This is a genomic window from Nonomuraea sp. NPDC050328 (assembly GCF_044459405.1).
Lineage (GTDB): Bacteria > Actinomycetota > Actinomycetes > Streptosporangiales > Streptosporangiaceae > Nonomuraea.
Genome location: NZ_JBITIW010000003.1, coordinates 227,587 through 247,963 on the forward strand (window position 1 = coordinate 227,587; position 20,377 = coordinate 247,963).

The 20,377-nt window shown below is 67.3% G+C and carries 35 protein-coding genes; 31 read left to right on the plus strand and 4 right to left on the minus strand.

Annotation, left to right across the window (positions count from 1 at the left end):
* The first annotated feature begins 39 nt into the window (after positions 1-39).
* The 9 genes from ACIBG7_RS12240 to ACIBG7_RS12280 all read left to right on the plus strand — a co-directional run bounded on the left by ACIBG7_RS12240 (position 40) and on the right by ACIBG7_RS12280 (position 6,584).
* Positions 40-756 (plus strand): hypothetical protein, encoded by a 717-nt coding sequence (locus ACIBG7_RS12240; protein WP_397336096.1) that lies wholly within the window; start codon positions 40-42, stop codon positions 754-756.
* 74 nt (positions 757-830) lie between these two features.
* Positions 831-1,118 carry a hypothetical protein gene (locus tag ACIBG7_RS12245; protein ID WP_397336097.1) on the plus strand — a complete coding sequence of 96 codons (288 nt, stop codon included), beginning with the start codon at positions 831-833 and terminating at the stop codon, positions 1,116-1,118.
* Between the two features lie 53 nt (positions 1,119-1,171).
* The gene (locus tag ACIBG7_RS12250) at positions 1,172-2,638 is read left to right on the plus strand and encodes a UvrD-helicase domain-containing protein (RefSeq protein WP_397336098.1); all 1,467 of its coding nucleotides are present in this window, start codon (positions 1,172-1,174) and stop codon (positions 2,636-2,638) included.
* 15 nt (positions 2,639-2,653) lie between these two features.
* Positions 2,654-2,917: a hypothetical protein gene (locus ACIBG7_RS12255; RefSeq protein ID WP_397336099.1), complete on the plus strand. Its 264-nt coding sequence runs from the start codon at positions 2,654-2,656 to the stop codon at positions 2,915-2,917.
* Positions 2,914-3,141, plus strand: coding sequence for a hypothetical protein (locus tag ACIBG7_RS12260; protein WP_397336100.1), 228 nt, complete (start codon positions 2,914-2,916; stop codon positions 3,139-3,141). The genes ACIBG7_RS12255 and ACIBG7_RS12260 overlap by 4 nt, the downstream gene beginning before the upstream one ends.
* A gap of 80 nt (positions 3,142-3,221) precedes the next feature.
* Positions 3,222-3,875 (plus strand): ArdC-like ssDNA-binding domain-containing protein, encoded by a 654-nt coding sequence (locus tag ACIBG7_RS12265; protein ID WP_397336101.1) that lies wholly within the window; start codon positions 3,222-3,224, stop codon positions 3,873-3,875.
* Entirely contained in the window at positions 3,872-5,491 is a 1,620-nt protein-coding gene (locus ACIBG7_RS12270) for a DUF3560 domain-containing protein (protein WP_397336102.1), read from the plus strand. Before ACIBG7_RS12265 ends, ACIBG7_RS12270 begins: the two co-directional genes overlap by 4 nt.
* A gap of 7 nt (positions 5,492-5,498) precedes the next feature.
* Positions 5,499-6,215, plus strand: a complete 717-nt coding sequence (locus ACIBG7_RS12275) for a DUF2786 domain-containing protein (protein WP_397336103.1) — start codon at positions 5,499-5,501, stop codon at positions 6,213-6,215.
* 63 nt (positions 6,216-6,278) lie between these two features.
* On the plus strand, positions 6,279-6,584 hold the full coding sequence (locus ACIBG7_RS12280; RefSeq protein ID WP_397336104.1) for an HU family DNA-binding protein: 306 nt from the start codon (positions 6,279-6,281) through the stop codon (positions 6,582-6,584).
* A 491-nt stretch (positions 6,585-7,075) separates the two neighbouring features.
* Here the strand turns inward: ACIBG7_RS12280 and ACIBG7_RS12285 are convergent, their stop codons facing one another.
* Positions 7,076-7,675, minus strand: a complete 600-nt coding sequence (locus tag ACIBG7_RS12285; protein ID WP_397336105.1) for a hypothetical protein — start codon at positions 7,673-7,675, stop codon at positions 7,076-7,078.
* A 364-nt stretch (positions 7,676-8,039) separates the two neighbouring features.
* On the opposite strand from ACIBG7_RS12285, the gene ACIBG7_RS12290 reads away from it, so the two are divergent.
* The 18 genes from ACIBG7_RS12290 (at position 8,040) to ACIBG7_RS12375 (ending at position 16,051) form a co-directional block, all read left to right on the plus strand.
* Positions 8,040-8,777 (plus strand): DUF2786 domain-containing protein, encoded by a 738-nt coding sequence (locus tag ACIBG7_RS12290; RefSeq protein ID WP_397336106.1) that lies wholly within the window; start codon positions 8,040-8,042, stop codon positions 8,775-8,777.
* On the plus strand, positions 8,774-9,106 hold the full coding sequence (locus ACIBG7_RS12295) for a hypothetical protein (RefSeq protein WP_397336108.1): 333 nt from the start codon (positions 8,774-8,776) through the stop codon (positions 9,104-9,106). Before ACIBG7_RS12290 ends, ACIBG7_RS12295 begins: the two co-directional genes overlap by 4 nt.
* Positions 9,107-9,163: 57 nt before the next feature.
* Positions 9,164-9,352 carry a hypothetical protein gene (locus ACIBG7_RS12300; RefSeq protein WP_397336109.1) on the plus strand — a complete coding sequence of 63 codons (189 nt, stop codon included), beginning with the start codon at positions 9,164-9,166 and terminating at the stop codon, positions 9,350-9,352.
* Positions 9,352-9,564, plus strand: coding sequence for a DUF4314 domain-containing protein (locus ACIBG7_RS12305; protein WP_397336698.1), 213 nt, complete (start codon positions 9,352-9,354; stop codon positions 9,562-9,564). Before ACIBG7_RS12300 ends, ACIBG7_RS12305 begins: the two co-directional genes overlap by 1 nt.
* The gene (locus ACIBG7_RS12310) at positions 9,557-9,892 is read left to right on the plus strand and encodes a hypothetical protein (RefSeq protein WP_397336110.1); all 336 of its coding nucleotides are present in this window, start codon (positions 9,557-9,559) and stop codon (positions 9,890-9,892) included. Before ACIBG7_RS12305 ends, ACIBG7_RS12310 begins: the two co-directional genes overlap by 8 nt.
* Entirely contained in the window at positions 9,885-10,199 is a 315-nt protein-coding gene (locus ACIBG7_RS12315) for a hypothetical protein (protein ID WP_397336111.1), read from the plus strand. The genes ACIBG7_RS12310 and ACIBG7_RS12315 overlap by 8 nt, the downstream gene beginning before the upstream one ends.
* Positions 10,196-10,426, plus strand: coding sequence for a hypothetical protein (locus ACIBG7_RS12320; RefSeq protein WP_397336112.1), 231 nt, complete (start codon positions 10,196-10,198; stop codon positions 10,424-10,426). The genes ACIBG7_RS12315 and ACIBG7_RS12320 overlap by 4 nt, the downstream gene beginning before the upstream one ends.
* On the plus strand, positions 10,423-10,653 hold the full coding sequence (locus tag ACIBG7_RS12325) for a hypothetical protein (protein WP_397336113.1): 231 nt from the start codon (positions 10,423-10,425) through the stop codon (positions 10,651-10,653). Before ACIBG7_RS12320 ends, ACIBG7_RS12325 begins: the two co-directional genes overlap by 4 nt.
* Before the next feature lie 53 nt (positions 10,654-10,706).
* Positions 10,707-11,204 carry a hypothetical protein gene (locus tag ACIBG7_RS12330; RefSeq protein ID WP_397336114.1) on the plus strand — a complete coding sequence of 166 codons (498 nt, stop codon included), beginning with the start codon at positions 10,707-10,709 and terminating at the stop codon, positions 11,202-11,204.
* Positions 11,204-11,590: a hypothetical protein gene (locus ACIBG7_RS12335; RefSeq protein WP_397336115.1), complete on the plus strand. Its 387-nt coding sequence runs from the start codon at positions 11,204-11,206 to the stop codon at positions 11,588-11,590. The genes ACIBG7_RS12330 and ACIBG7_RS12335 overlap by 1 nt, the downstream gene beginning before the upstream one ends.
* Positions 11,587-11,883: a hypothetical protein gene (locus ACIBG7_RS12340; RefSeq protein ID WP_397336116.1), complete on the plus strand. Its 297-nt coding sequence runs from the start codon at positions 11,587-11,589 to the stop codon at positions 11,881-11,883. The genes ACIBG7_RS12335 and ACIBG7_RS12340 overlap by 4 nt, the downstream gene beginning before the upstream one ends.
* A gap of 12 nt (positions 11,884-11,895) precedes the next feature.
* A complete protein-coding gene (locus ACIBG7_RS12345) occupies positions 11,896-12,231 on the plus strand; it encodes a hypothetical protein (RefSeq protein WP_397336117.1) in 336 nt (111 codons plus the stop codon).
* A 14-nt stretch (positions 12,232-12,245) separates the two neighbouring features.
* The gene (locus tag ACIBG7_RS12350) at positions 12,246-12,965 is read left to right on the plus strand and encodes a hypothetical protein (RefSeq protein ID WP_397336118.1); all 720 of its coding nucleotides are present in this window, start codon (positions 12,246-12,248) and stop codon (positions 12,963-12,965) included.
* The gene (locus ACIBG7_RS12355) at positions 12,962-13,255 is read left to right on the plus strand and encodes a hypothetical protein (protein WP_397336119.1); all 294 of its coding nucleotides are present in this window, start codon (positions 12,962-12,964) and stop codon (positions 13,253-13,255) included. The genes ACIBG7_RS12350 and ACIBG7_RS12355 overlap by 4 nt, the downstream gene beginning before the upstream one ends.
* A 208-nt stretch (positions 13,256-13,463) precedes the next feature.
* Positions 13,464-13,778 (plus strand): hypothetical protein, encoded by a 315-nt coding sequence (locus tag ACIBG7_RS12360; RefSeq protein WP_397336120.1) that lies wholly within the window; start codon positions 13,464-13,466, stop codon positions 13,776-13,778.
* The gene (gene dnaN / locus ACIBG7_RS12365) at positions 13,775-14,884 is read left to right on the plus strand and encodes a DNA polymerase III subunit beta (RefSeq protein ID WP_397336121.1); all 1,110 of its coding nucleotides are present in this window, start codon (positions 13,775-13,777) and stop codon (positions 14,882-14,884) included. The genes ACIBG7_RS12360 and dnaN overlap by 4 nt, the downstream gene beginning before the upstream one ends.
* 76 nt (positions 14,885-14,960) lie before the next feature.
* Positions 14,961-15,644 (plus strand): hypothetical protein, encoded by a 684-nt coding sequence (locus tag ACIBG7_RS12370; protein WP_397336122.1) that lies wholly within the window; start codon positions 14,961-14,963, stop codon positions 15,642-15,644.
* Positions 15,641-16,051, plus strand: a complete 411-nt coding sequence (locus ACIBG7_RS12375; protein ID WP_397336123.1) for a hypothetical protein — start codon at positions 15,641-15,643, stop codon at positions 16,049-16,051. Before ACIBG7_RS12370 ends, ACIBG7_RS12375 begins: the two co-directional genes overlap by 4 nt.
* A 69-nt stretch (positions 16,052-16,120) precedes the next feature.
* Here the strand turns inward: ACIBG7_RS12375 and ACIBG7_RS12380 are convergent, their stop codons facing one another.
* The 3 genes from ACIBG7_RS12380 to ACIBG7_RS12390 all read right to left on the minus strand — a co-directional run bounded on the left by ACIBG7_RS12380 (position 16,121) and on the right by ACIBG7_RS12390 (position 17,633).
* Complete coding sequence (locus ACIBG7_RS12380; protein ID WP_397336124.1) at positions 16,121-16,303, minus strand: hypothetical protein; 183 nt, start codon at positions 16,301-16,303, stop codon at positions 16,121-16,123.
* 114 nt (positions 16,304-16,417) lie between these two features.
* Positions 16,418-16,885: an NUDIX hydrolase gene (locus ACIBG7_RS12385; protein WP_397336125.1), complete on the minus strand. Its 468-nt coding sequence runs from the start codon at positions 16,883-16,885 to the stop codon at positions 16,418-16,420.
* Complete coding sequence (locus ACIBG7_RS12390; RefSeq protein WP_397336126.1) at positions 16,872-17,633, minus strand: helix-turn-helix domain-containing protein; 762 nt, start codon at positions 17,631-17,633, stop codon at positions 16,872-16,874. Before ACIBG7_RS12390 ends, ACIBG7_RS12385 begins: the two co-directional genes overlap by 14 nt.
* A gap of 86 nt (positions 17,634-17,719) precedes the next feature.
* On the opposite strand from ACIBG7_RS12390, the gene ACIBG7_RS12395 reads away from it, so the two are divergent.
* The 4 genes from ACIBG7_RS12395 to ACIBG7_RS12410 all read left to right on the plus strand — a co-directional run bounded on the left by ACIBG7_RS12395 (position 17,720) and on the right by ACIBG7_RS12410 (position 19,839).
* Positions 17,720-18,037 (plus strand): hypothetical protein, encoded by a 318-nt coding sequence (locus tag ACIBG7_RS12395; RefSeq protein ID WP_397336127.1) that lies wholly within the window; start codon positions 17,720-17,722, stop codon positions 18,035-18,037.
* Positions 18,030-18,635: a hypothetical protein gene (locus ACIBG7_RS12400; RefSeq protein WP_397336128.1), complete on the plus strand. Its 606-nt coding sequence runs from the start codon at positions 18,030-18,032 to the stop codon at positions 18,633-18,635. Before ACIBG7_RS12395 ends, ACIBG7_RS12400 begins: the two co-directional genes overlap by 8 nt.
* A gap of 119 nt (positions 18,636-18,754) precedes the next feature.
* The gene (locus ACIBG7_RS12405) at positions 18,755-19,606 is read left to right on the plus strand and encodes a helix-turn-helix domain-containing protein (RefSeq protein ID WP_397336129.1); all 852 of its coding nucleotides are present in this window, start codon (positions 18,755-18,757) and stop codon (positions 19,604-19,606) included.
* Entirely contained in the window at positions 19,606-19,839 is a 234-nt protein-coding gene (locus ACIBG7_RS12410; RefSeq protein ID WP_397336130.1) for a DUF397 domain-containing protein, read from the plus strand. The genes ACIBG7_RS12405 and ACIBG7_RS12410 overlap by 1 nt, the downstream gene beginning before the upstream one ends.
* Positions 19,840-20,377 lie beyond the last annotated feature (538 nt).

Here is a 20,377-nt window from a genome sequence, read left to right on the forward strand (position 1 = left end):
CATACGCCGGTCCCTGCGGCGTTTCCCGGAAGGAACGCCATGACCCTCACCCGCTACGTCGCAACCGGCATCGTCACCCCGCACACCTTTCTCACCAACCTCAACGGGGAGAAGCTGCCCGAGAACTACCTGATCGTCATCACCCAGGCCGACACCGACGAGCCGGAGGTCGACAGCCGCAGCCTCTTCGCCAGCGAGATGGTCGTCGCCATCATCGACACCCTCACCTGCTACTGCCAGGCCACCCCCGACTGGGACCAGGTCCTCGCCGCCCACGGCTGGAAGCGCCCCGGCAACGCTACCTGGGGGAAGAGCGGCGGTTGCTTCCACACCGAAGTCGTCGCCGACAGCCCCGAGCAGGTCCCGCCGCCGGTGGAGTACCACGACGGCCAGCCGCTCCCGCTGTACGTGAAGGCCGCCGAGGCCCGCGCCGCAGGAGCGTGCACGGAGTACATCATCGACGCCGTGGCCTGGGCCGCCGCCGAGAGCGCCAACCTCGACCGGTACGCCGTCACCTGGACGGAGCTCTACCACCGGATCGAGGACGCCGCCCATGACGCCGCCGCCGTCGCCGCCGGCTCTCTGAACACGACGGTCGGCACGGCGACGGGCCGTGACGCTCAGCTGATCGTCTCGGCCGCGATCGACGCCACCCACGAGCTGCTGGAGGCCGAGCCCGCGTCCTGCCGGACCTGCGACGGGATCGCGGTCTCCGTCTCCCAGGGGCAGCCGGTCTGCCGGAACACCGGCCACTAACTCGCAAGCCAAATCGCTTTCCGGGTCGCGTCCAGCCAGCGCGGCCCGGACCTCACCCGATCGAAGGAGCCCCGATGTACAGCCTGGTCCCCCTGAAACTGATGGTGGAGGGTCTCGGTAGCGGCGATGACCTGTCCGTCGCCGTCCTCGCTGACTGTCTGCTGCTGAATCTCCGCGCCCTCCAGCAGGCCGCCGACCCGGCCTTGACCGGCGAGGATCACGCCTTCGGCGATGTCCGCCAGGCCCTCATCAAGGTCCTCGGCACGCAGGACTGGGGCCCGCAGATGGCCGAGGAGGCGATCGCCTTCGCGCTGGAGCAGTGCGTGTCCATCCGCGACGCGATGCTCACCGTTCAAGCCTGACGCCGTTGCCCCGGCCCGGCCCGGGGCAGCACCCCCACCCGAAGGAGATCGCCATGGCCCCCACCCCCACCATCGAGCAGCAGTCCGTCATCGACGCCTACCTCACCGGCAAGAACCTCGTGGTCGAGGCCGGCGCCGGAGCGGGAAAGAGCTCCACCCTGAAGATGTGCGCCGCCCAGACCCGCGGCAGGAAGGGCCTGTACCTGGCCTACAACAAGAGCATCCAGACTGACGCGGCCAAGTCCTTCCCGTCCGACGTCACGTGCAAGACCGCTCACTCGCTGGCTTTCGGGGCGGTGGGCCGCCTGTATGCACGTCGGCTCAAGGCCCCGCGGATGCGTGCGCTCGACATCGCCAAGGCTCTGCGGATCAACGAGCCGATCCGCGTCAACGATCTGCTGATCTCGCCGCAGATGCTGGCCCGCGTCGTCATGGTGACCGTCGGCCGCTTCTGCCAGTCCGGATACTCCGACATCGCCCTTCAGCCGGTGCCCCGCCTCACGGGTCTGGATGATCACGACACGATGGCCGTCCTCCGGACGGTCGTTCCCCCGCTCGCCGCCCTCGCCTGGGCCGACATCTGTCGGACGGACGGGCGGCTGCCCTTCTCCCACGACGCCTACCTGAAGATCTGGTCGCTGTCCGGGCCGCAGCTGCCGTACGACTACGTGCTGCTCGATGAGGCGCAGGACTCCAACCCGCCGGTCATCTCGATCGTGGAAGGCCAGCGGAACGCGCAGAAGATCATCGTGGGTGACTCCGCTCAGTCCATCTACGGATGGCGCGGCAGCGTCAATGCCATGACCTCGTTCGACGGGGTCCGCCTCACCCTGTCGCAGAGCTTCCGCTTCGGCGCCGCGGTCGCCGAAGAGGCCAACAAGTGGCTGGAGATCCTGGACGCGCCGCTCCGGCTGACCGGGTTCGACCAGATCAACTCCCGCCTCGACGAGCTGCCCGACCCAGACGCGATCCTGTGCCGGACCAACGCAGCCACCCTGCGACATGCGGTCGAGCAGATGGAGGCTCACCGCCGGGTGTCCATCGTGGGAGGCGGCAGCCAGATCAAGTCGCTCGCCGAAGCCGCGATCCAGCTGAAGGCAGGAGCCGGGTGTGCGCACCCCGAGCTGTTCGCCTTCCAGAACTGGGGGCAGGTGCAGGACTACGTCGAACAGGAGGAATCCGGCTCCGACCTGGCCCCCATGGTGCGGCTGATCGACCAGTTCGGGCCTGACGAGATCATCTCGCTCGTCGAGGGCCTGTCGGCAGAGGACCGGGCCGACGTGGTGCTGTCCACCGCGCACAAGAGCAAGGGTCGGGAGTGGCACCGTGTGCGGATCGCCGACGACTTCCCCGAGCCGAAGCGGACGGCCGACGACCAGCCCGGAAAGGTCAGCGCGAGCGACGCGATGCTCGCCTACGTGACCGTGACCCGCGCCCAGTTCGTCCTCGATCGCGAGGGCCTCGCCTGGGTCGACGACTACGTCGATCCCGCAAGCGAAAACGACAGCGTCAACGCCTAACCCAAGGAGAACGCCATGACCGCAGTGCCCGTGTACGACCCCGACCGGCCCATTCCTGTCGTTCTTACCGAGGGCCTCGTGCGGGACATCCTGTATGGCCTGCAGCACGCCGCCGAGGAGTACACGTTCAACGGCGACTGCAACGACTGCTCCAGGTCCGCGCGGGAATCCGGAAACCCCTACCAGCCGTGCGAACCGCACGGCGACGACTTCCGCAAGGCCGGGGCGTGGCTCGAAGCCGCGGCTCAGCTCGAAGCCGTCACAGGAGTGAAGCGTTGAGCCCGGACATCGTCTGGTCCCGGCTACGCCGGCCGATGGAGAACGACTGGCCGTGCGGCGCCACCGGCTGCGACGACCTGTCCGAGGTGGCCGCCACGATCGACGGCTGGCACTACGGATTGTGCCGGTCGGACGCCGAGCTCATCCCCGGCTTCGACCCCAGACTCCTTGAAGCCGAGATGACCGTGTCGCCCCCTGAGACGACCCAGCAGGCCACGACCTAACCGAATGCGGGTGGCTCGACAGCCACGAGCCACCCGCCATCCCCGCAAGCCATATAGCTTTCGAGAGGACCTCACCCGAAATGGCACGGACCACCACGACCAAGCGCACACGTCGCCGCGTCACCGAGGCGATGAAGAACAAGGCCGCCGAGAACAAGGCGGTGGCCAACGCACTGCTGGAAAGCTACGCCGCGCTCCTCACCACCGACCCCGGCGAACTGGACCTGTTCTGCGCGATGGCGGCCAGCATCGGCATCAAGAACGACCCCACCGACGAGACCAGCGAAGGCTACTCGCCGAAGAACCTGATGCTGCTGGCCGCACAGCGCAGGCCCATCTCCCACTGCGGCAGCTTCCAGTACTGGCTCACCCAGGGCCGCTGCGTCAAGAGCGGCGAGAAGGGCATGGTCACCTTCCGCCGCGCGGGCCGCAAGAAGGACGACAGCGACCAGGACGACAAGAAGGCCAGCGAGCGCACCTTGGGCGAGATCACGGTCCCGCCCAAGGTGCGCTGGTTCGTCCGAGGCGGCACCTTCGACGTCCGGCAGACCCGCCCTATCGAAACCTGCCTGTTCTGCGGCACAACCCCCGTCAGCGCCGACGACACGACCACCGAGTGCCCCGCCACCTGCGAGGCGTTCGCCCTGCGCCCCGGTTCTGCGATCGATCCCGGCGCCGCGCTGACGCTCGCCGAGGAGATCGTCGCGGCGGGGGAAGACGAGGACGACCTGTGATCACGATCAGGCACACCCACGTCGACGGCACGCTGGTCGAGGGTACGAGGAAAGGCGACGGAGCCTGGGAGATCCTCAAGCCGATCGGCTTCCACTACTTCCCGTCCATCCGCGCTATCGGCATCCGGCACTCTCGTGATCGGGTCGCCGACCGCTGGAAGATCAACCGTGGCGCAGAGAAGCTGCGCGAGGCCGGATTCGAGGTCACAGTCGACATCGACGACGAGCACCGCGACCGGGCAACTGTGCTCGCCGACCAGGCCGACCGCCTGGAGGACCGCCGCCACGCGCTGTCGAACAAGGCCGAGCGTCACGCCGGCCGGGCCGCCTCCGCGTACGGCAGGGCCCACGAGATCGCTGATGGCATCCCGATGGGTCAGCCGATCCTCGTCGGCCACCACTCCGAGCGGCGAGCCCGACGCGATCGGGAGAAGATCGACCGAGCGATGCAGACCGGAGCGCAGGAAAGCGACCTCGCGCACGACGCGGCACGTCGTGCGAACGCGGTCGGGTCTGCCGCTGCCCACTCTGCTCGGCCGCGGGTAACCGCCCGGCGGATCAAGAAGGCGGAGGCCGAACTGCGCGGCATCCAGCGGAGCCTGGACGGATACGAGCGGGTGTTCCGCGATCACAGCGGCAAGCCCTACTACGCCGAGACCCACCAGCCCGCCACGGGCGGGCACCGTGAGCAGCTGCTCGCCCGCAAGGCACAGCTGGAGGACCAGCTCGCCTACGACAAGCAGCAGGTGGCCGCCGCCGTCGAGGAGGGCATCCTCGTCGAGTACGGCAAGCACAACGTGCACGTCGGCGATCGGGTCTGGGCGTGGGGCTACAACGGGCTGGTCATGAGGGTCAACACGGTGACCGCGCGGCTGGACTTCCGCGACCACTGGCAGCCGAAGGTGCCCTACACCGACGTGCTGAAGGTGGAGTGCCCGCACGCCGACGAAGGGCCGGTCACCGTCGCCGCCACCAGCCGCCGACCAGCGAAGGAGCGGGAGAAGGTGACGGTCGCCCCGATCGTCGACGAGGAGGCGATGGCCGCGCTCAAGGCGAAGGTCACCGCTGTGAGCACCACGGCGTCGGCGCACCTGGACGTGTTCGTCACCCCTCCGGAGCTGGCCGACCGGCTTGTGGCCCAGGCCGGGGTTCACGTGGGGGTCACGGTGCTGGAACCCTCAGCGGGCACCGGGAACATCGCGCGAGCGGTCGCGGCGCGCGGCGGGCTGGTGGACTGCGTGGAGTTCCACCCGGGCATGGCGGGCCAGCTCGCCGACGCCGGCTTCGCTCGGGCGGTCCTGGCCGCGGACTTCCTCACCGTCGAACCTGGGCAAGAGAGGCTCCACCCGGCCGGGTACGACGCGGTGATCATGAACCCGCCGTTCCGGTCCGGCAAGGACATCGAGCACGTCAACCACGCGCTCAAGTTCGTCAAGCCCGGCGGGACCCTGGTCGCCGTGATGAGCGCGGGAGTGGCTCACAGTACGAGAACAGCCGCCGTCGCCTTCCGCGGCATGGTCGAGGCCCGCGCCGGATGGATCGAGCAACTGCCTCCGGAGACGTTCAAGGGGTCGGGGACGCTGGTCAGGGCCCTGCTCGTCGTCATCCCGGGCTGAGGCGAGCATGCACCCGATCGCGAAGCTCGCCGCGCGGGTCGCCGCCTGGGAAGAGCTGGCGCGACGCAGCACGTCGGAGCACGAACGCGCCGCGGCCGACGAGCTCGCCCAGGCCCTTCGCCGCCGCCTGCGGCAGGAGCGCGCCGACGAGTGGTACGAGTGGCAGAACCTCGCCATCCCGGAGACCGGCGGCTACGGCAAACCCCGTTACCTGGCGATGGTGTCGATCGTGAAGGCGTACGGCTGCATCCTGCCGACGTACGGCCCAGGGGATTCGCCACGCGATCGATGGGGCGGCTACCTGCTGCGTTTCGGCGGGCTCGGTGGTCTGGCCGAGCAGGTCGCCCTCCGCCTGCCCGAACTGCTGGAGGAGATCGACGAGGCGTCCAAGTGCGCCGTGAAGGTCTACAACGTCCATCTGCGTTCGCTGCCTGACACTCAGCATGACCCGAAGTGGTCGCCGTCGCTGCGTCGCCGCTTTCGCGCCGACTACATCACCACCTACGGCAGCGTCCTCGCCCACAAGATCATCCTTCGTGGAGGGCGTCCTGACCTGCCGTTTTCTGATAGCCCAGATGGCTTTTCCAGGGCCCTCGCCGACGCCGCTGAGGCTGACGTGAGGCGGTTGGAGCTCGGCGGAGGGATCGATGCGCCCATGGCGCGGCTGTCCCTGAACCGGGTCCACGTCCTGGAGTTCGTCGCGCCGGATGGACCGGCCGACTAGACCGCCAGCGGAAACGCTGGCGGTAAGAATGTCCGCACTGCAAAGGGAAACAGGAGATCGATCATGAACAAGCGTGAGTTCGTCGCGGCCGTGGCCGAGGAAGCCAAACTGCCCAAGAGCGAGGCCGCTGAGGTGGTCAACGCCGTGCTCGACGTCATCGTCAACACCGTGGCCAGCGGCGAGAAGGTGAGCATCACCGGGTTCGGCGTCTTCGAGCAGGTCCACAAGCCTTCCCGGGCTGCCCGTAACCCCTCGACCGGCGCTGAGGTGAAGGTCGAGGAGAGCTGGGCGCCCAAGTTCCGGCCCGGCACGGACTTCAAGGAGCTGGTGAACGTGAACGGCCGCCAGGCGGCTGGCCGCTCGGCGTAAGCCCTCGGGTGCGAGCGGGAACACCGCTCGCACCCTCCCTCTCGTCCCCTCTCGTCCCCTCGTCTTTGGAGGCATGGTGAGCCGTTGGAGCGAACTCGAAGATGCGCGCTTGGCCGCGCTGTACGCGCAAGTCCCTGATGTCGGCTGTAAGGGGTTGTGCCAGCAAGCATGCGGCCCGATCGCCATGAGCGGGCGCGAGCACCAGCGGATTCGCGAGGCTGGCTATCGAATCCCCACGGCGCAGCGCGGTGCGCAGCAGCTGTTGCTGGAGGGAGAGTACAGCTGCCCCGCGTTGGAGGACGGCAAGTGCGCCGTCTATGAGACGCCGGGCAGACCGATGCTGTGCCGCCTGTGGGGTGCAGTGGACAACCCGATGATGCTGTGCGAGCACGGCTGCCGCCCTGCGGAGGGGCTGCTGTCTTCCGAGGAGGGGCACCGGCTCCTGTCGGAGTCTCTGCGGCCATCCGAACCTGAGCGCGGCGGGGGCCCGCTCAGGCTTGGACCTCGCCCTGAACGACTTTCGTGACCTTGTCCGGCTCGACATGGTGCGGGATCTTGTTGCGCATGAAGTAGGCGTTCAGTGCCGTCTCGACCATGTCCTGGGGCCCCATCGCCATGTTCTCGCAGGCGAAGGTCAGCCTCGCGTCTGTCAGCGGCAGCAGGCGGACGCCGAGGGGGACCAGGTCGAGGTGCGCGGTGCCGTGGGTGCGCTTTCGCGGGGTCCGCTCGCGCTGCACTCGTTCGCCCTTCGGAAGGGGCAGGTCCTGGGGAACGCCGAGGGCGTCGAAGTAGAGATTGAGGGCGTCCTCGACGACCTTCTGAGGGCCGCCACCGGTGACGGCGCAGGCTGCGGTGAGACGGGCGTTGACGGCCGGCTCGATTCGTACGGCAAGGCGAACTCGTTCGGTGGGCTGCTTGATGCGGCGGGGCGTGGCTTCGAGCTCACCGTGGCCGATGGGCGCTGGCGCTTTTGCTTGTTTGGACTTCGACGCCGTGGTGCCTTTGCCGGGCTCGACAAACGTGACCTGCGGGGCCGCGTCAGCGGTCTGTTCTTGCGGCTTTGCCCTTGCCATAGGGGTGGCCTTCTCCATCCGGCTCAGGAGTCGTCTCCTCTAAGTGATCCCACGATTCCGGTTTTTGCGCAAACGGAACCGCCGAACGCAGCATGCGAAAGCGCTTGCACGACCGACATGGAAAGGGGTCTGTATGCGTCTGTGAGCGTCCGTGACGGTCCCTGATCGCTCGTCGGGTCTCATCCCTTGGGGTTGCTTCTGTCGCTGTCTGGGAAGCTCTCAGATCGTTCTAATAACAGTTGCGAAAACGCATACAAATTGAGAGACTGCAAGTGATCGCGAAAGCGTAAACCGGCAGCTCAAAGCGGTGAACGCAAGCGAAAAAGCTGGCGACTAGCCATCGCCAGTCCTCACCCGAACCACGCCTGCGAACGGAGTCCACGTGACGGACGTGTCCGACAAAACCCTCAAGCGCATCCAGGGCCTTCTCGCCAAGGCCCAGGCGACCAACTTCGAGGCCGAAGCCGACACCTACATGGCGGCTGCCCTGCGACTCATGGCCAAGTACGGCATCGAGATGGCGCACCTGGCCGATAGCGGCCAAGTCGCCGACGAAGTCACCACCTGGGAGATCCTCATCGGAACCTCCTACGGCGTCGACCGGCGCGCCCTGCTCGTCAACATCGCCCGCGCCAAGCGGTGCCGCCCCGTCTACGTGCAACTGCCTCACGGCTACCGCGTGACGATCGTCGGGCACGCCTCCGACTTGGAGCAGGTCAAACTGCTCAACGCCTCCCTCCAGCTTCAGATGGGCAAGGGCGCACGCACCGCCCGCGACGGCAGCGGCAAGAGCTCCACGGCGTTCAAGAAGGGCTGGATGCTCGGGTTCTATACCCGCGTCTACGAACGCATGCTGGAAGCCGAGCGCGCCGCGACATGCGAGCCGCGTCCCGCCGACGCCACGACGTCCTCGGGCCGCTCCACGGAACTGGTCCTGGCCAGCCGCGAGCAGGCGGTCCAGGCGGCCTTCGACAAGCGCTACCCCAAGCTCGGCAAGGCGCCCAAGCGGACGCTGACCAACGCCTCCGGCTACAGCGCCGGGCGCGCGGCCGGCGACCAGGCCGACATCGGCGGCAGCAACCGCGTATCGGCCACCGCATCGGCAGGAGCGCTGCGATGACGCGCCACACCCTGCCGCTGGACGCAGACAACCCCGTGATCTTCCTCGTCCGCACGCAGACCCGGCTTGAGCTGATGACGCTCGACGCCTTCACCGCCTACTCAAGCGAGCAGCTGGCGGTGCCGGTCTGGGAAGGCGAACGGCCGATCACGCACATGTTCCGGCACGGCCCCCACCAGATCAGCTCGTGCCAGCCGGTCTGGTGGAACCTGTGCGACAGCTACGGCACGCTCTACGCCTTCCTCGTCACCAGCCACGGCGAAGCCGTCCGATTCGGGGACGAGCCGCACCGCATCACCCTGCGCGAAGCACCCACCCCCGCCGCATGATCCCGCGCTGGCTCCGCCCCGTGGCGGAGCCAGCGCCCCATAACGAAGGAACCACCCATGTATCTGCCATCGGTCGACGACATCGCCACCGAGGTGCACGACGGCCTGCTCCACGCGCTCATCGTGTGCGACGACTCCGACAAGCTGCCCACGCCCGAGGCCCTCGACTACAGCGGCGGCGACACCGTGACCGTCGTCTACCCCACCCGCCGATTCACGATCACCGTCAGCCAGGACGGTGCGTGATGGAGCTCAACGACTTCGCCCCCGGCGACCGCGTCGAGCTGGTGGCCACGGCCGACCGCTACACCGGGCTTCAGCCGGGCGACCAGGGCACGGTCATCCACGTGGAACAGATGGGCGGCGTCGCTGTCCGTTGGGACTCCGGCGCCGTGCTCGGCATGCTGCCCGATCAGGGCGACGACATCCGGCGCACGGGACGACGTGCCGATGCCTAACACCGACCAGCCCAACGGCGTCCTCACTGGCGACACCAATCCAGAGGTGACCTTCGACCTCCGCAACGACGCCGGCGCCCTCGCCGCCCTCAAGTGGCTGACGCTCCACCTCGACAAGCCCATCACCGTGGCGCTCGCCTTCACCAACGGCACGCCGTTCTACACCTGGGACCTCACCGAGGCCCACGCCGCCTACCTGCAGGTCGCACGCCACCAAGGCGGCTACGCCATCGAGGTGAAGCCGTGGGACGAACCGCGAATCGCGCTGACCGGCACCATCGTGTGCCGGTCCTACTCGAACCGCACGGAGGGACAACCTGATGCGTGAGCCGTACGGCTGGGCCATCACCGTCGACCACTGCGGCGGCGAGTACACCGGCCGTTTCCTCATCCGAGGGAGCGGAAACCGCGCCTTGCGAGACCGCGTGCGCGCCGCGCTCCGCGCCGGCCAGGGCACCCCGTTCCGGATCTACGACGGCGACGGCCAACTCGACTACGAGGGAAACATCGTCGTCCCGCCCGGTGAGGAAGGCGGCGAACTCTGGTTCGCGCCTAAGGACTGGGCAGCCGCCAACACCGGATCGGCCGAAATCCGCTACCCCAACGCCGACACCGGTGCCTGGGAACCGCTGTGACGCTGCACCCGGCCGGATGTCCGTGCGACCCCTGCGCGGGCATCCACTGGCCGACCCCTGACGAGATCCGCGTGTCCTGGGCCCAGCTCCAGGCCGACCCCGAGCTGCTCGGCGACCTGGCCGCTGAGATCGGCCACGACAACCACACGCCCAAGATCCGCGCCGACCACATGGTGGTCTGCTGCGGAACCACCCTGCCCATCACGATCGACGGAGCACCATCATGAGCACCCTCGCCGAACTGGTCGCAGCCACCGGCCTGCCCGAAGCACACCCCATCCGGCAGCTTCCAGGTATGTCGTGGCACGTCGCGAACCCGCTGGCCGGAGTCGGCATCCGCACCCTGGGCCACCTCGCTCAGCACACCGACGACGAGATGCTCGGCTACACCGGATTCGGGCCTGGCCGCCTGGCCAAGCTCAAGGACGCCCTGCGCTCGGCAGGCAGCGCATGATGGCGGCGGGCGCAGCCGCCGAGCGAGGCTACTCCTTCGTTCGTCTTGACCACGTGGACCGATCCGGTCTCGGCGACGCCAACCTCGTCCACGGGTTGAAACGGGACATGGTGGACTTCTGCCAGGTCAACCGCATCCCGCGCAAGTACATCACTCCCTACGACGCCCGGTACGGGTACGGCTTCCTCATAGTCGGCCCCACCACATACAACGCGCCTTCCAACACGATCACGATGATGACCTCGCGCGGCTGGATGGACTTCCCACTCCGCCTCGGCGCGTACGGCTACCACGAGCAATGCCTCAACGTCATGGTCAGCGGCCCCGGCGGGATCGTCAGCGGCCTGGGGTTGGTGATCGACGCCATCGCCGCCGACTACTGCGAAGGCACCCCTACCAGGTCGATGGCCGACGCGCTCACCGAAGTGATCCGGCTTGTCGTGCACGCCCGCAACAACCACCAGTCCGTCATCGACGGTCGCGCCGTGGATGAGGCGCTGGCCCGTCACCTCAACCAGCACATCCGAGCCTGGCTCGGGCAGGAGGACTAATGCCCCGCCTCGTCGTCAGAGTGGAACCGTTTTCCAATCGCTGGCACATCGCGATCTGCCGGACCGGCACGTGCCTGTTCGTGTCGCCGCGGCAGGTCGTGAAGGTCGCCGCGGAGGAGGCCGCCGCCCACCACCGTCACTGGCACCGGGCCAACCCCGGCGCCGAGTGGAGCGCATCGGCTGGACAGGTCGTGGAGTGGAATCACGACAAGAGCCACCGATGCCCCTCCTGCCACGCCGTCGCCGTCGACCTTGACGGCCACCCGCAACGCGGATGGATCTACACCTGCTGCCGGTGCATGACCCGGTTCGCCGAAGACCCCGGCGACTCGCTGCTGCGGGAGGCAGGCATCTGCTGCACCGAACACTCGAAAGGCACCGCATGACCAGCCTCGTCTTCCTCGACCTCGAAACCACGTCCCTCGACGACCAGACCGGCCACCTGTGGGAGATCGGCCTCATCCAACGCAAGCCCGGCGAACCCGACCGCGAACACTGGTGGCAGATCAAGCCTGACCTGGCCGGCGCCGACGCCAACTCGCTCACGATCGGCCGCTACTACGAGCGCTGCCGAGTCACCCGCAGCTCTGCGGGCCGCGCCGTCAAGCTGGCCACCGCGTTCGTGGAATCGCGGAGCGACTACGAACCGAGCCGGAAGCCGGGAGACGTGCTCAACTGAATCGACGCCCCGATGGTCGCTGCCGACCTGGCCGTCCTCCTCGACGGGGCGTACGTCGTCGGCAGCAATCCGGCCTTCGACTACCGGTTCGGCCGCAGCTTTCTCGCCCGCCACGGCCAGTGCTGGACCGCCAACTACCACCTCATCGACGTCCAGGCCCTGGCCCTCGGTCACCTGTACGGACACGGCGGCGACCCCGCCACGATCAAGCCCGGCATCCCGTGGCGGTCGCGCGACCTGTACGGCGCGTTCGTCGACCTCAACCGGTACGACTCGCACACGGCGCTCGACGACGCCCGCATGGTCCGCGACATCTTCGACGCCGTCACCGGCACCGGGGCGCAGTGATGGGGACCTACACGATGACGGCGGACGCGGACCGGGTCACCGCCGAGCTGCTGCGCGCTGAGCAGAGGAAAGACCTGTTCGAGGGCACGCCGCCCACAGGCGTCAGTCACGCGCTGGTGCTGGCCGCGCCCTACAACTGCGACGAATTCGTGGTGCTCGGCAACCACGTCCAGCTCGCCGGCCTGGTGCGCCGCATCGTCGCCACCGCGCGAAGCGCGCTGGCCGGGAGCGGTGCCCGAGTCCTGCCCAAGCTCAGCATCCCCGTCGAGGTGATGGCCGCCGTCCTGGCCACCGCCGGAGAGGGAATGGACGAGGTCCGTGCGATGCTCCTGGCCGACCAGATCGATCTGGCCCTGCACCGTGCGGGCCTGCAGATGGTCGAACGGGAGCAGCCGGAGCAGGCACCGGCACTCCCGCCCATCCAATGGAGCCAAACGGTCGTCCGAGCGGACCTGGTCGCCGGGCGACCCGTCTTCCGCGAGGTGAAGCACCTCGCTGGCCTTCGGCATGAGGCCGCCGTACCGTGCTGCGGCCGGCCGGTCCAGCTCGAAGCCGACGTCGAGGCACCAGCCGCGATCATGTGCCCGTTCTGCGGGCTGCTGTACGACGGCGAGCTCGTCGAGGAACTCGACAGCGGCGGCTGGGATGACACCCGCTCGTTCGTCGCCCTGTTCACGGTGACGAGCAGCGGCCTCCAGATCGTGAAGCGCAACCCTCCGAAAGGCAGAGCATGAACGAGCTGATCAGCTTCCTCATCGGGATGGCGGGCGTGGCCGCAGGCGTGACCGCCAGCTGGCTGATCCCAGGCCGGCGCCGTCAGCCACAGATCAAGGCGATCTGCGGCTGTGGGCATCGGCTCGCCTACCACGACGTAGCCAATGGGCAGTGCCACGGCCGCGTGGAGATCGTCACCCACTACAACGCGTACGGCGAGGAAGTCGCGTGGGGGACCGAGCAGTGCACCTGCCGCCAGTACGACGGCCCGACGCCGCTCCCCACGGTCTACGCTCCGGAGCTGTCGTGACCGCTCCGGTTCTGTGTGAGCACTGCTCCGACCCGGTCCCGGTTACCCACGTCGTGAGGATGGACTACTGAGCGGGCGAGTTCATCCTGCTGGGGTGCCTGGCCATGGCCATGGAATATCGCCGCAAGCCGCTGCCCGGATACAAGATCTACGTGTGGGCGCTCGGCTTGCCGGTCGCCCTGGCCATGGAGGACGAGAGGCCCGAGAAATGAGGGCAAACCTGCAAGCGGAAACGCCAGCGCCGCACTGGGCGCAGTTCAACGACTGGGTCAGGCCGTGGTACCCGGAAGGCTCATTTGGCCACATCTACGCCGACTGCGACTGGATCGCCGAAGGTGTGCGCCTCAACGAGGGCTCCGGCTGGCTGAACCTCCGCGCCGAGTCGTCGAAGGGCTTCACCTCGTGCGAGGAGTGTGTGCGGCGTTATGACCCGTCCATGGCCGCAGAGCTGTTCGGCGAGCAGCCGGACGAGCCGAAGGCCAAGAAGCCGAGGAAGAGGAAGAAGGAGACGTCGACATCATGAAGGTGACGATCGACCTGGCGCTCCTGCGCGACGCGGTCGCCTGGACTGGCCGGGCCGTCGCATCCCGGCCGGCCGTGCCGGTTTTGTCGGGCATGCTGCTGGAGGCCGAAGGCGACAAGCTGCGGCTGTCGGCCTACGACTACGACGTGTCCGCACAGTGCGACGTCTCCGCGCAGGTGGCCGAGCCGGGACGGGCGCTGCTGCCCGCACGGCTGCTCGTGGAGGTGTGCAAGAGCTTGCCGCGTAAGTCGGTGGAGCTGTCGTTGTCGGAGGCGGAGCTGGTCGTGCGCTGCGGCACGGCCGAGTTCGGGCTCCTCACCCTGCCCGTCGACGACTATCCGAAGCTGCCAGCGCCGCCGCACCCCAGCGCGGTCATCGACGGCGCGCTGCTTCAGCAGGTGTCCGGCCAGATCACCCCGGCGGCGACGAGGGATACCACGATCCCGATGCTGTGCGTCGTCCGCTTCGACATCGAGGGTGAGAACGTTTCGGCCGCCGCAACCGACCGCTACCGGATCGCGGGCCGCTCCTTCGCGTGGACCGCGGTCCCCGCGCAGGGGAAGAGGAAGGCTCCACCGGCGTCCATGATGGTGCCTGCCGCGCAGCTGGAGAGCACCGTGAAGGGATACGGCCCAGGCCAGGTGGAGATCGGCTGGGACAACAAGCTCGTCTCGATCGCCGGAGGAGGACGTCTCACCACGATCCGGTTGATGGGCGAGGACTACATCGACTACCGTGCCCGGCTCAGCCTGGACTACTCGACCTGGGCAACGGTCGATGTGGCAACGCTCGTCGCGGCGGTCAAGCGCATCGGGCTGGTGGCGGAGAAGAGCACAGCGGTGCGACTGACGTTCCGCGACGGTGAGGTGCTCGTCGAAGCCGGCGGCGGCGGTCTCGGCCGAGCAGCCGAGATCGTTGAGGCGGACGTAACGGGACCGCCGGTCACGGTGGGGTTCCAGCCGAGTTTCCTGCTGGACGGGCTCACCGGCGTAGACACGCCACGAGTGCGGCTCGGCATGAACGGACCGGCCAAGCCCGTGATGGTGACTGAGGACGCCGAGCAGCCGGTCTACCGCTACCTCGTCATGGCGCTGCGGCTGGGGTGACCAGCCACAATAGCGAGGTCGTCTCGCAAGCGGTTTTGCCTGCGAGACGACCTCGCCCATGACTGGAGGGAGCCCCTTGACCCAAACCACCCTGTGCGTAGCGCCCACCTGCGGCGGAGACGGCGATCCTCGCCAGGCCGCGGACGGGCTGCTGATCTGCTTTCCGTGCTCGAACCGGCTGCGGCGCGATCTCGGTGCGGCGCCCGCGCTGCACCGCTGGCTCGGCGAGCACGTGATGCCCGGAACCAGCGGCGGCGACAGGATCTCCGGCGGGCGCGTCGAAGCGCCCGTACCGGCCCGTCTCGATGTGCTGTGCATGATCAACGACGGAGCTGTGGCCTATCGCGGTGATGACGACGATCAGGTAGGCCCGCCATCGATACCCAGCACGCTGAAGAACTGGGTCTGGCTGGTTTGTGAGCACCGCGGCCTGGTCTACCCGGCTGCTGCTGGCGTTCCGGAACTGGCGGCATTCCTTGCCCGCCACGTCGAGTGGGCCGCGAGCAGAGAGTGGATCGTCGATTTCATGGAGGAGATCGGCGCCCTGCGCAGGGCCGCCCACGGGCTGGCTCCATGGACTGTGCATGTGCAGGAGCTGGTCGGGCCCTGCCCCGGGTGTGATCTTCGTGCGTTGATCCGCACGGCGGGGGAGGAGTGGATCGAGTGTGACGCCACCGTGGGCGGATGCGGTGCCTTGTGGAGTCTGGCGTACTACAACGACCACGTCAGCGAGATTCTCAAGGGAAAGGCGATATCATGACGATCATGATAGAGGTCTCGCCGCGGGAAGCCTTGGCTGAACTCGTCCAGGAGGGTAAAAGCGTGCCCGAGGCCGCCGCCGAGCTGAACGTCCCGATTGCCACTGCCTATCGCTGGGAGGCTGAGACCCGGCGAGCCAAGGAACGGAATCTGCCCACGCTGGCCGAACAACAGCAGGAGGCGACCGACAAGCTGTCCGCGGCGATTGAGGCGTTCTATCGGGCTCGGGCCGCTATGGAGGCGGCCATCGTCGCGGCATGCCAGCCGCCCCGGGTGGAGCCGTCGACGACCCGGCCGCTGGTGAAGCGGCAGGACATCGCGGACATGACGAAGGCCGCCGACCCGGCTGGGGTAGGTCTGACGATCTACGAGATCCGGCAGATTGTGGACGGCGCCGCCAGCCGTTAGATTCGAGCATGCGGGCGTTGAATGTCATCACATCCGCATCGGCCCCCGGCGATTCGCCGGGGGCCGCATTCATTTGCGCTGTACGGCGCGAAAATCCTCAGCCATCTCCTGCGCGTGGAGCATGCCCAGTTCGTATGCCTGCCTGCGCCCCGCCTCGTTCCGGCGATGCCGCCAGGTGACCACGCCGGCCAAGATCCATCCGCCTGCCGCCACGACAGCGAGGACGGTGTCGGCGTAGTCCGGGAACGGCATAGAGGGCCTCCAAATGCGCAGTTAGACCACACATTAGAGCATATGTTCGCATTGTGGGGTAGGTGGGGCTTATGGTGCGCAAGCGGACCTAGGGCCAGGCGCATCCGGTGCCGATCAGCCTACGAACGGCTGCTCCCGGCCCTCGGCGATGTGCTGGAGCCGAAGGCGTTGGGTGGCGTGCATGGGCAGCTCGTCGATCTCTTCCATCGGAACCCATCGAAGTTCGGTGGACTCGCCGCTGATGGCCATCTCCCCGCTGACGACACGACCTTTCAGGCAGATGTTGAACTGGCGACGTACCTCGCCGTCGCTGTAGGCGATGATGTGACGGGCGTCGGTGTAGAGCCCCACCATGCCGGTGATCTCCACTTCGTACCCCGTCTCCTCCCGGACCTCGCGGCGGCCTGCGTCGGGCACCGACTCGGTGAGGTCCATGCCGCCTCCCGGCAGTGCCCACAGCCCGTTGTCGGTGCGTCGCTGCATTAGGACTCGGCCGTCCTCCACGATGGCGACTGACACCCCGACGACCAGGGTGTTGGGCTCGGGGGCCTGGGGGTCGTCGTAGTACTCAGTGCGCGGCATGAGTCACCTGCTTCACGGGGCGGGATAGCTGCCAGACCTCGTCGAAGCTGGCCGCGTAGACGTCGAAGAGGCCGCCGTCGCCGGCGCGTTTGAGGTGGTAGACGGGCGCGCCGTAGGCGTTCATCCCGAACACGTGCGCGTTGACGATCATCCGGTCATCGCCAATGAAGATCGAGTTGTACAGCGTGGTGTCGTGCAGGCGAACTTGGACGCCTGCCGACTCGATCAGCGGCGTGTAGTGCATGATCGCGACACGGCATCTCGCCTCGATGCCGTGGCCGTACTTCTCCTCCTGGCCGCGCCCTGTGATGACCGGTGAGTCCGGGTCGCCGAGCAGTATGCGGATCTGGACGCCAGCCTGGTGCTTGGCGGCCAGGAGCTCGTTGAAGTCCGGCCAGGACTCGTGCAGAAACACCGCGGCGTACACCAGAACGCCGATCTGCCGTTCTGCCTTCTCGAAGAGCGTCCGCCAGAGGTCGAGCGGCGCATCCGACCGGGTGGAGTAGGCGGCCACGAACTCGCTGTTGCGGCGGTGGCGCTGGCGGCCGTGCTCGACGGCGGGCCATAGGTAGGCCAGGTCTTCGCGCAGCACGATCGCAGCGCGGCGGGCCGTGGACGGATGAGGTGTCCGGCCGGTATTGATCCACCGTTCGACGGTCTTGGGGTCAACGTCGACCGCCTCGGCCAGCTGGGCGGCGGTGAGGTGCGCGCTGGCCATCGCGATGCGCAGCCGCTCGTTCGGTGCCATGGGACGTTTATACGCGTCAGAAGACGTCCCGTCAGCGTCCTAGAAGAAGTTCCGGCGTCCTGCGAGGTAACGACACTCTGGGACGTATGGAGCCGGTCACAAACGTCCCGGCCGCCACGGAGGATGGCGGCACCTCGGCCTACGTCGGCCTGTATGCCTGGAGTGTCGCTAACGGTGACAGTCTCGGCAGTCTTGGGGTGACCAGCGATCTATGGCGGGCCGATGCACATCTGGCCTCCGCACTGGAAAGGATGCCCGGCGATCAGGTCACTGGCGTCATCCAGCAGGCTTGGCTGGACAACTCGGCAAAGGCCCCTCGCTACCGATACGGGGACGTCATGCTGCGAGCGCGGCGAGAGGGAGAGCCGGGCGGGGCAATCAACTGGGGCATCGTCCATGACTAGCGCAACCGCGTTGCGCGTGCCGTACATCACCGCCTATGACGAGGAACTGCCCGACCTTCAGCTCATGCTCCTGCCGGACGCGGGAGCCACGCAACGGGTGAGACTGGGCTTCGTCGGCGCGGTTGAGCAGGACTGGAATCAGGGCGTCCTGTGGTACCGAGCTGGGCTGCACCGTCGAGGGAAGCCGCAGTGGCGGCTGGTCAACACGCTGCGACAGCGACGGTGCATGTGGCAGCGGCTGTGCCAGGTGTGCGGGGGCACGGCGGTCATGAGGGATGGGCGTATCTCGTGGCTGCTGGCTGCGCCCGCCGAGACGTCGGCCGACGGGGTGCTGTTCACGAGCGCGCCGCCGACGTGTGAATCCTGCATCCCCGAAGCGCTGGCCACGTGTCCCAGGCTGGGAGCGGGGATGGTCTGCAGCGTGCAGGCCGCCCACCCGTACGGCGTGCGCGGCGACTTGATGAAGGTGACCAGATCGGGTCTGGTCACGGCCGCAGCGGATCATTTCGCCACGTTGGATGCCTATCGGCGGCTGGAGTTCATGTTGGCCAAGCAGTTGGTCGTAGCTCTGGAAGACCTTCGCCCGGTCGCCGTTTGATCGCGTCGACGGAGATCTTTTCCAGCCCGTTGTATGGCTAGTAAGTATCTTTCGTCACGTTCTCATGAAGATGGCGAAATTCCCGTGACTGGCCTCTGACCAGTATGGACAATCCCTAGATGCAGCGCATCAGTCCGCCCCTGCGCCAGCGTCACCTCGCCCAGATCCTCCGGGACCTTCGATCCGATCGCGCCCAGAGGCTGAGTGATGTCGTCGACCGGCTTCGCCCTCTGGGACGCTCCTGGAGCCGCACCAAGCTGTCCAGGATCGAGACGGGGGAGAGCCTGCCCACGCCTGGAGATCTAGCTGACCTGCTCGAGGTCTACGAGGCAAGTGACGACGTCGCGACGACCTGTCGAGAACTCGCCCGCCAGGCGCGGCTTACGCCGTGGTGGCGAGAGTTCGACGCCGTCCTCGGCGAGTACGTGGCGCTGGAGACCGAAGCGACCGTCGAATGCTCCTGGCAGCCTCTCCTCATTCCCGGCCTTCTTCAGACCGCGGCCTACGCCAAGGAGATCTTCGCGGCCGGCCGTCATAGCAGCACGCCTCACCTGGTTGACCTCCAGCTCAAGGCGCGGCTCGCCAGGCAGAGACAGCTGCTGGGATGCGAAACTCCCGTCCGCCTGCACGTGATCGTTGGAGAGCAGGCGCTTCGCCGCCGGATCGGCACCGCGGAGGTCATGCGTGAACAACTCGACCGGCTCGCTTTCATCGCCAGCTGGCCCAACGTGACCTTCCAGGTGCTTGAGGATTCGGTGGGCGCCCACCCGGGCTTGGGAGGCCCCTTCGTCCTGCTGTCACTGCCTGGCGGCGCGGACTACGTGTTTTTCGAGACTCCGCCGAGTGAACAAGTCGTGGATAAGATCGAGACCGTCCGCGAGTTCCACGGCCGCTTTGAGCTCCTCGCGGGCCTGGCGTTGACTCCTCAGCAGTCCGCCGCCTTCGTCTCAGAGATCGTCAAGGAGCTGTAGTGCTGTCCCACGAATGGCGCAAGAGTTCATGGTCGGACACCGCGGATGGCTGCGTCATAGTGCGCCTCAACGGGGATCGCATCGAAGTCGGGGATTCCAAGCCGGAGGGGCTGGGGAAGACCCTCTCCTTCACGCCGTTCGAGTGGCTGTGCTTCCGCAAGGGTATGGAAGCCGGCCAGTTCGACTTGGAGGAGTGGCACGGGCTTCCTGGGGGCGTGTCCGCCGCCACCTAGATGGAACGTTGCAAGCCTTGGGCCTCGGCGCGTGCATCGACTCGGCCCTGTCGATACGCCTCCGAGGGAGTCTGCGGCTCCGGGAGTCCGTACGGCAGGGACGCGAATCCTAGGAGTGCTCCCACCAGGATCAACGCCACGAATGCGGCGGTGAGGATGGGGTGTTCGGCGGGGTCAGGAGTCACGACGCTGATGAGCATGATGGTGGCTGCTCCGCACAATGCGATTACAGCGCCCGCGACTTGGATGGTTCGCCTCATAGGAGCTCCCTTAATGGTTCGGAACCTTTCCCGTTTTGGGGGAAGGTCACACTATGCCACCGGCCGGGATTCCCGCACCATGCCCTCCACGAGCGGCGATAGATGATCGTTATCTTTTCTTGCTGATCTAGGGGTTACGATCCGCAGTGGGCTATACGGGGCAAGGTAGCCGCGAGTGGCGGGTTATGGCCGTGGCCAAAACAGGCCGGACGAATCCATGGACACGCGGTGCGAGAGCGGTTTTTCTGGACGCTCACACAGAAAGTTGACTCTTGCAC

What these genes read in the sequence shown, in the direction of transcription:
- ACIBG7_RS12375 (WP_397336123.1), top strand. Translation starts at nt 15,641, where the DNA reads ATGACGATCATGATAGAGGTCTCGCCGCGGGAAGCCTTGGCTGAACTC.
- ACIBG7_RS12400 (WP_397336128.1), top strand. Translation starts at nt 18,030, where the DNA reads ATGACTAGCGCAACCGCGTTGCGCGTGCCGTACATCACCGCCTATGAC.
- ACIBG7_RS12265 (WP_397336101.1), top strand. Translation starts at nt 3,222, where the DNA reads ATGGCACGGACCACCACGACCAAGCGCACACGTCGCCGCGTCACCGAG.
- ACIBG7_RS12300 (WP_397336109.1), top strand. Translation starts at nt 9,164, where the DNA reads ATGTATCTGCCATCGGTCGACGACATCGCCACCGAGGTGCACGACGGC.
- ACIBG7_RS12345 (WP_397336117.1), top strand. Translation starts at nt 11,896, where the DNA reads ATGGTCGCTGCCGACCTGGCCGTCCTCCTCGACGGGGCGTACGTCGTC.
- ACIBG7_RS12350 (WP_397336118.1), top strand. Translation starts at nt 12,246, where the DNA reads ATGACGGCGGACGCGGACCGGGTCACCGCCGAGCTGCTGCGCGCTGAG.
- ACIBG7_RS12355 (WP_397336119.1), top strand. Translation starts at nt 12,962, where the DNA reads ATGAACGAGCTGATCAGCTTCCTCATCGGGATGGCGGGCGTGGCCGCA.
- ACIBG7_RS12385 (WP_397336125.1), bottom strand. Translation starts at nt 16,885, where the DNA reads ATGCCGCGCACTGAGTACTACGACGACCCCCAGGCCCCCGAGCCCAAC.
- ACIBG7_RS12315 (WP_397336111.1), top strand. Translation starts at nt 9,885, where the DNA reads ATGCGTGAGCCGTACGGCTGGGCCATCACCGTCGACCACTGCGGCGGC.
- ACIBG7_RS12390 (WP_397336126.1), bottom strand. Translation starts at nt 17,633, where the DNA reads ATGGCACCGAACGAGCGGCTGCGCATCGCGATGGCCAGCGCGCACCTC.
- ACIBG7_RS12240 (WP_397336096.1), top strand. Translation starts at nt 40, where the DNA reads ATGACCCTCACCCGCTACGTCGCAACCGGCATCGTCACCCCGCACACC.
- ACIBG7_RS12250 (WP_397336098.1), top strand. Translation starts at nt 1,172, where the DNA reads ATGGCCCCCACCCCCACCATCGAGCAGCAGTCCGTCATCGACGCCTAC.
- ACIBG7_RS12305 (WP_397336698.1), top strand. Translation starts at nt 9,352, where the DNA reads ATGGAGCTCAACGACTTCGCCCCCGGCGACCGCGTCGAGCTGGTGGCC.
- ACIBG7_RS12255 (WP_397336099.1), top strand. Translation starts at nt 2,654, where the DNA reads ATGACCGCAGTGCCCGTGTACGACCCCGACCGGCCCATTCCTGTCGTT.
- ACIBG7_RS12325 (WP_397336113.1), top strand. Translation starts at nt 10,423, where the DNA reads ATGAGCACCCTCGCCGAACTGGTCGCAGCCACCGGCCTGCCCGAAGCA.
- ACIBG7_RS12245 (WP_397336097.1), top strand. Translation starts at nt 831, where the DNA reads ATGTACAGCCTGGTCCCCCTGAAACTGATGGTGGAGGGTCTCGGTAGC.
- ACIBG7_RS12310 (WP_397336110.1), top strand. Translation starts at nt 9,557, where the DNA reads ATGCCTAACACCGACCAGCCCAACGGCGTCCTCACTGGCGACACCAAT.
- ACIBG7_RS12295 (WP_397336108.1), top strand. Translation starts at nt 8,774, where the DNA reads ATGACGCGCCACACCCTGCCGCTGGACGCAGACAACCCCGTGATCTTC.
- ACIBG7_RS12285 (WP_397336105.1), bottom strand. Translation starts at nt 7,675, where the DNA reads ATGGAGAAGGCCACCCCTATGGCAAGGGCAAAGCCGCAAGAACAGACC.
- ACIBG7_RS12380 (WP_397336124.1), bottom strand. Translation starts at nt 16,303, where the DNA reads ATGCCGTTCCCGGACTACGCCGACACCGTCCTCGCTGTCGTGGCGGCA.
- ACIBG7_RS12275 (WP_397336103.1), top strand. Translation starts at nt 5,499, where the DNA reads ATGCACCCGATCGCGAAGCTCGCCGCGCGGGTCGCCGCCTGGGAAGAG.
- dnaN (WP_397336121.1), top strand. Translation starts at nt 13,775, where the DNA reads ATGAAGGTGACGATCGACCTGGCGCTCCTGCGCGACGCGGTCGCCTGG.
- ACIBG7_RS12280 (WP_397336104.1), top strand. Translation starts at nt 6,279, where the DNA reads ATGAACAAGCGTGAGTTCGTCGCGGCCGTGGCCGAGGAAGCCAAACTG.
- ACIBG7_RS12405 (WP_397336129.1), top strand. Translation starts at nt 18,755, where the DNA reads ATGCAGCGCATCAGTCCGCCCCTGCGCCAGCGTCACCTCGCCCAGATC.
- ACIBG7_RS12335 (WP_397336115.1), top strand. Translation starts at nt 11,204, where the DNA reads ATGCCCCGCCTCGTCGTCAGAGTGGAACCGTTTTCCAATCGCTGGCAC.
- ACIBG7_RS12395 (WP_397336127.1), top strand. Translation starts at nt 17,720, where the DNA reads ATGGAGCCGGTCACAAACGTCCCGGCCGCCACGGAGGATGGCGGCACC.
- ACIBG7_RS12340 (WP_397336116.1), top strand. Translation starts at nt 11,587, where the DNA reads ATGACCAGCCTCGTCTTCCTCGACCTCGAAACCACGTCCCTCGACGAC.
- ACIBG7_RS12360 (WP_397336120.1), top strand. Translation starts at nt 13,464, where the DNA reads ATGAGGGCAAACCTGCAAGCGGAAACGCCAGCGCCGCACTGGGCGCAG.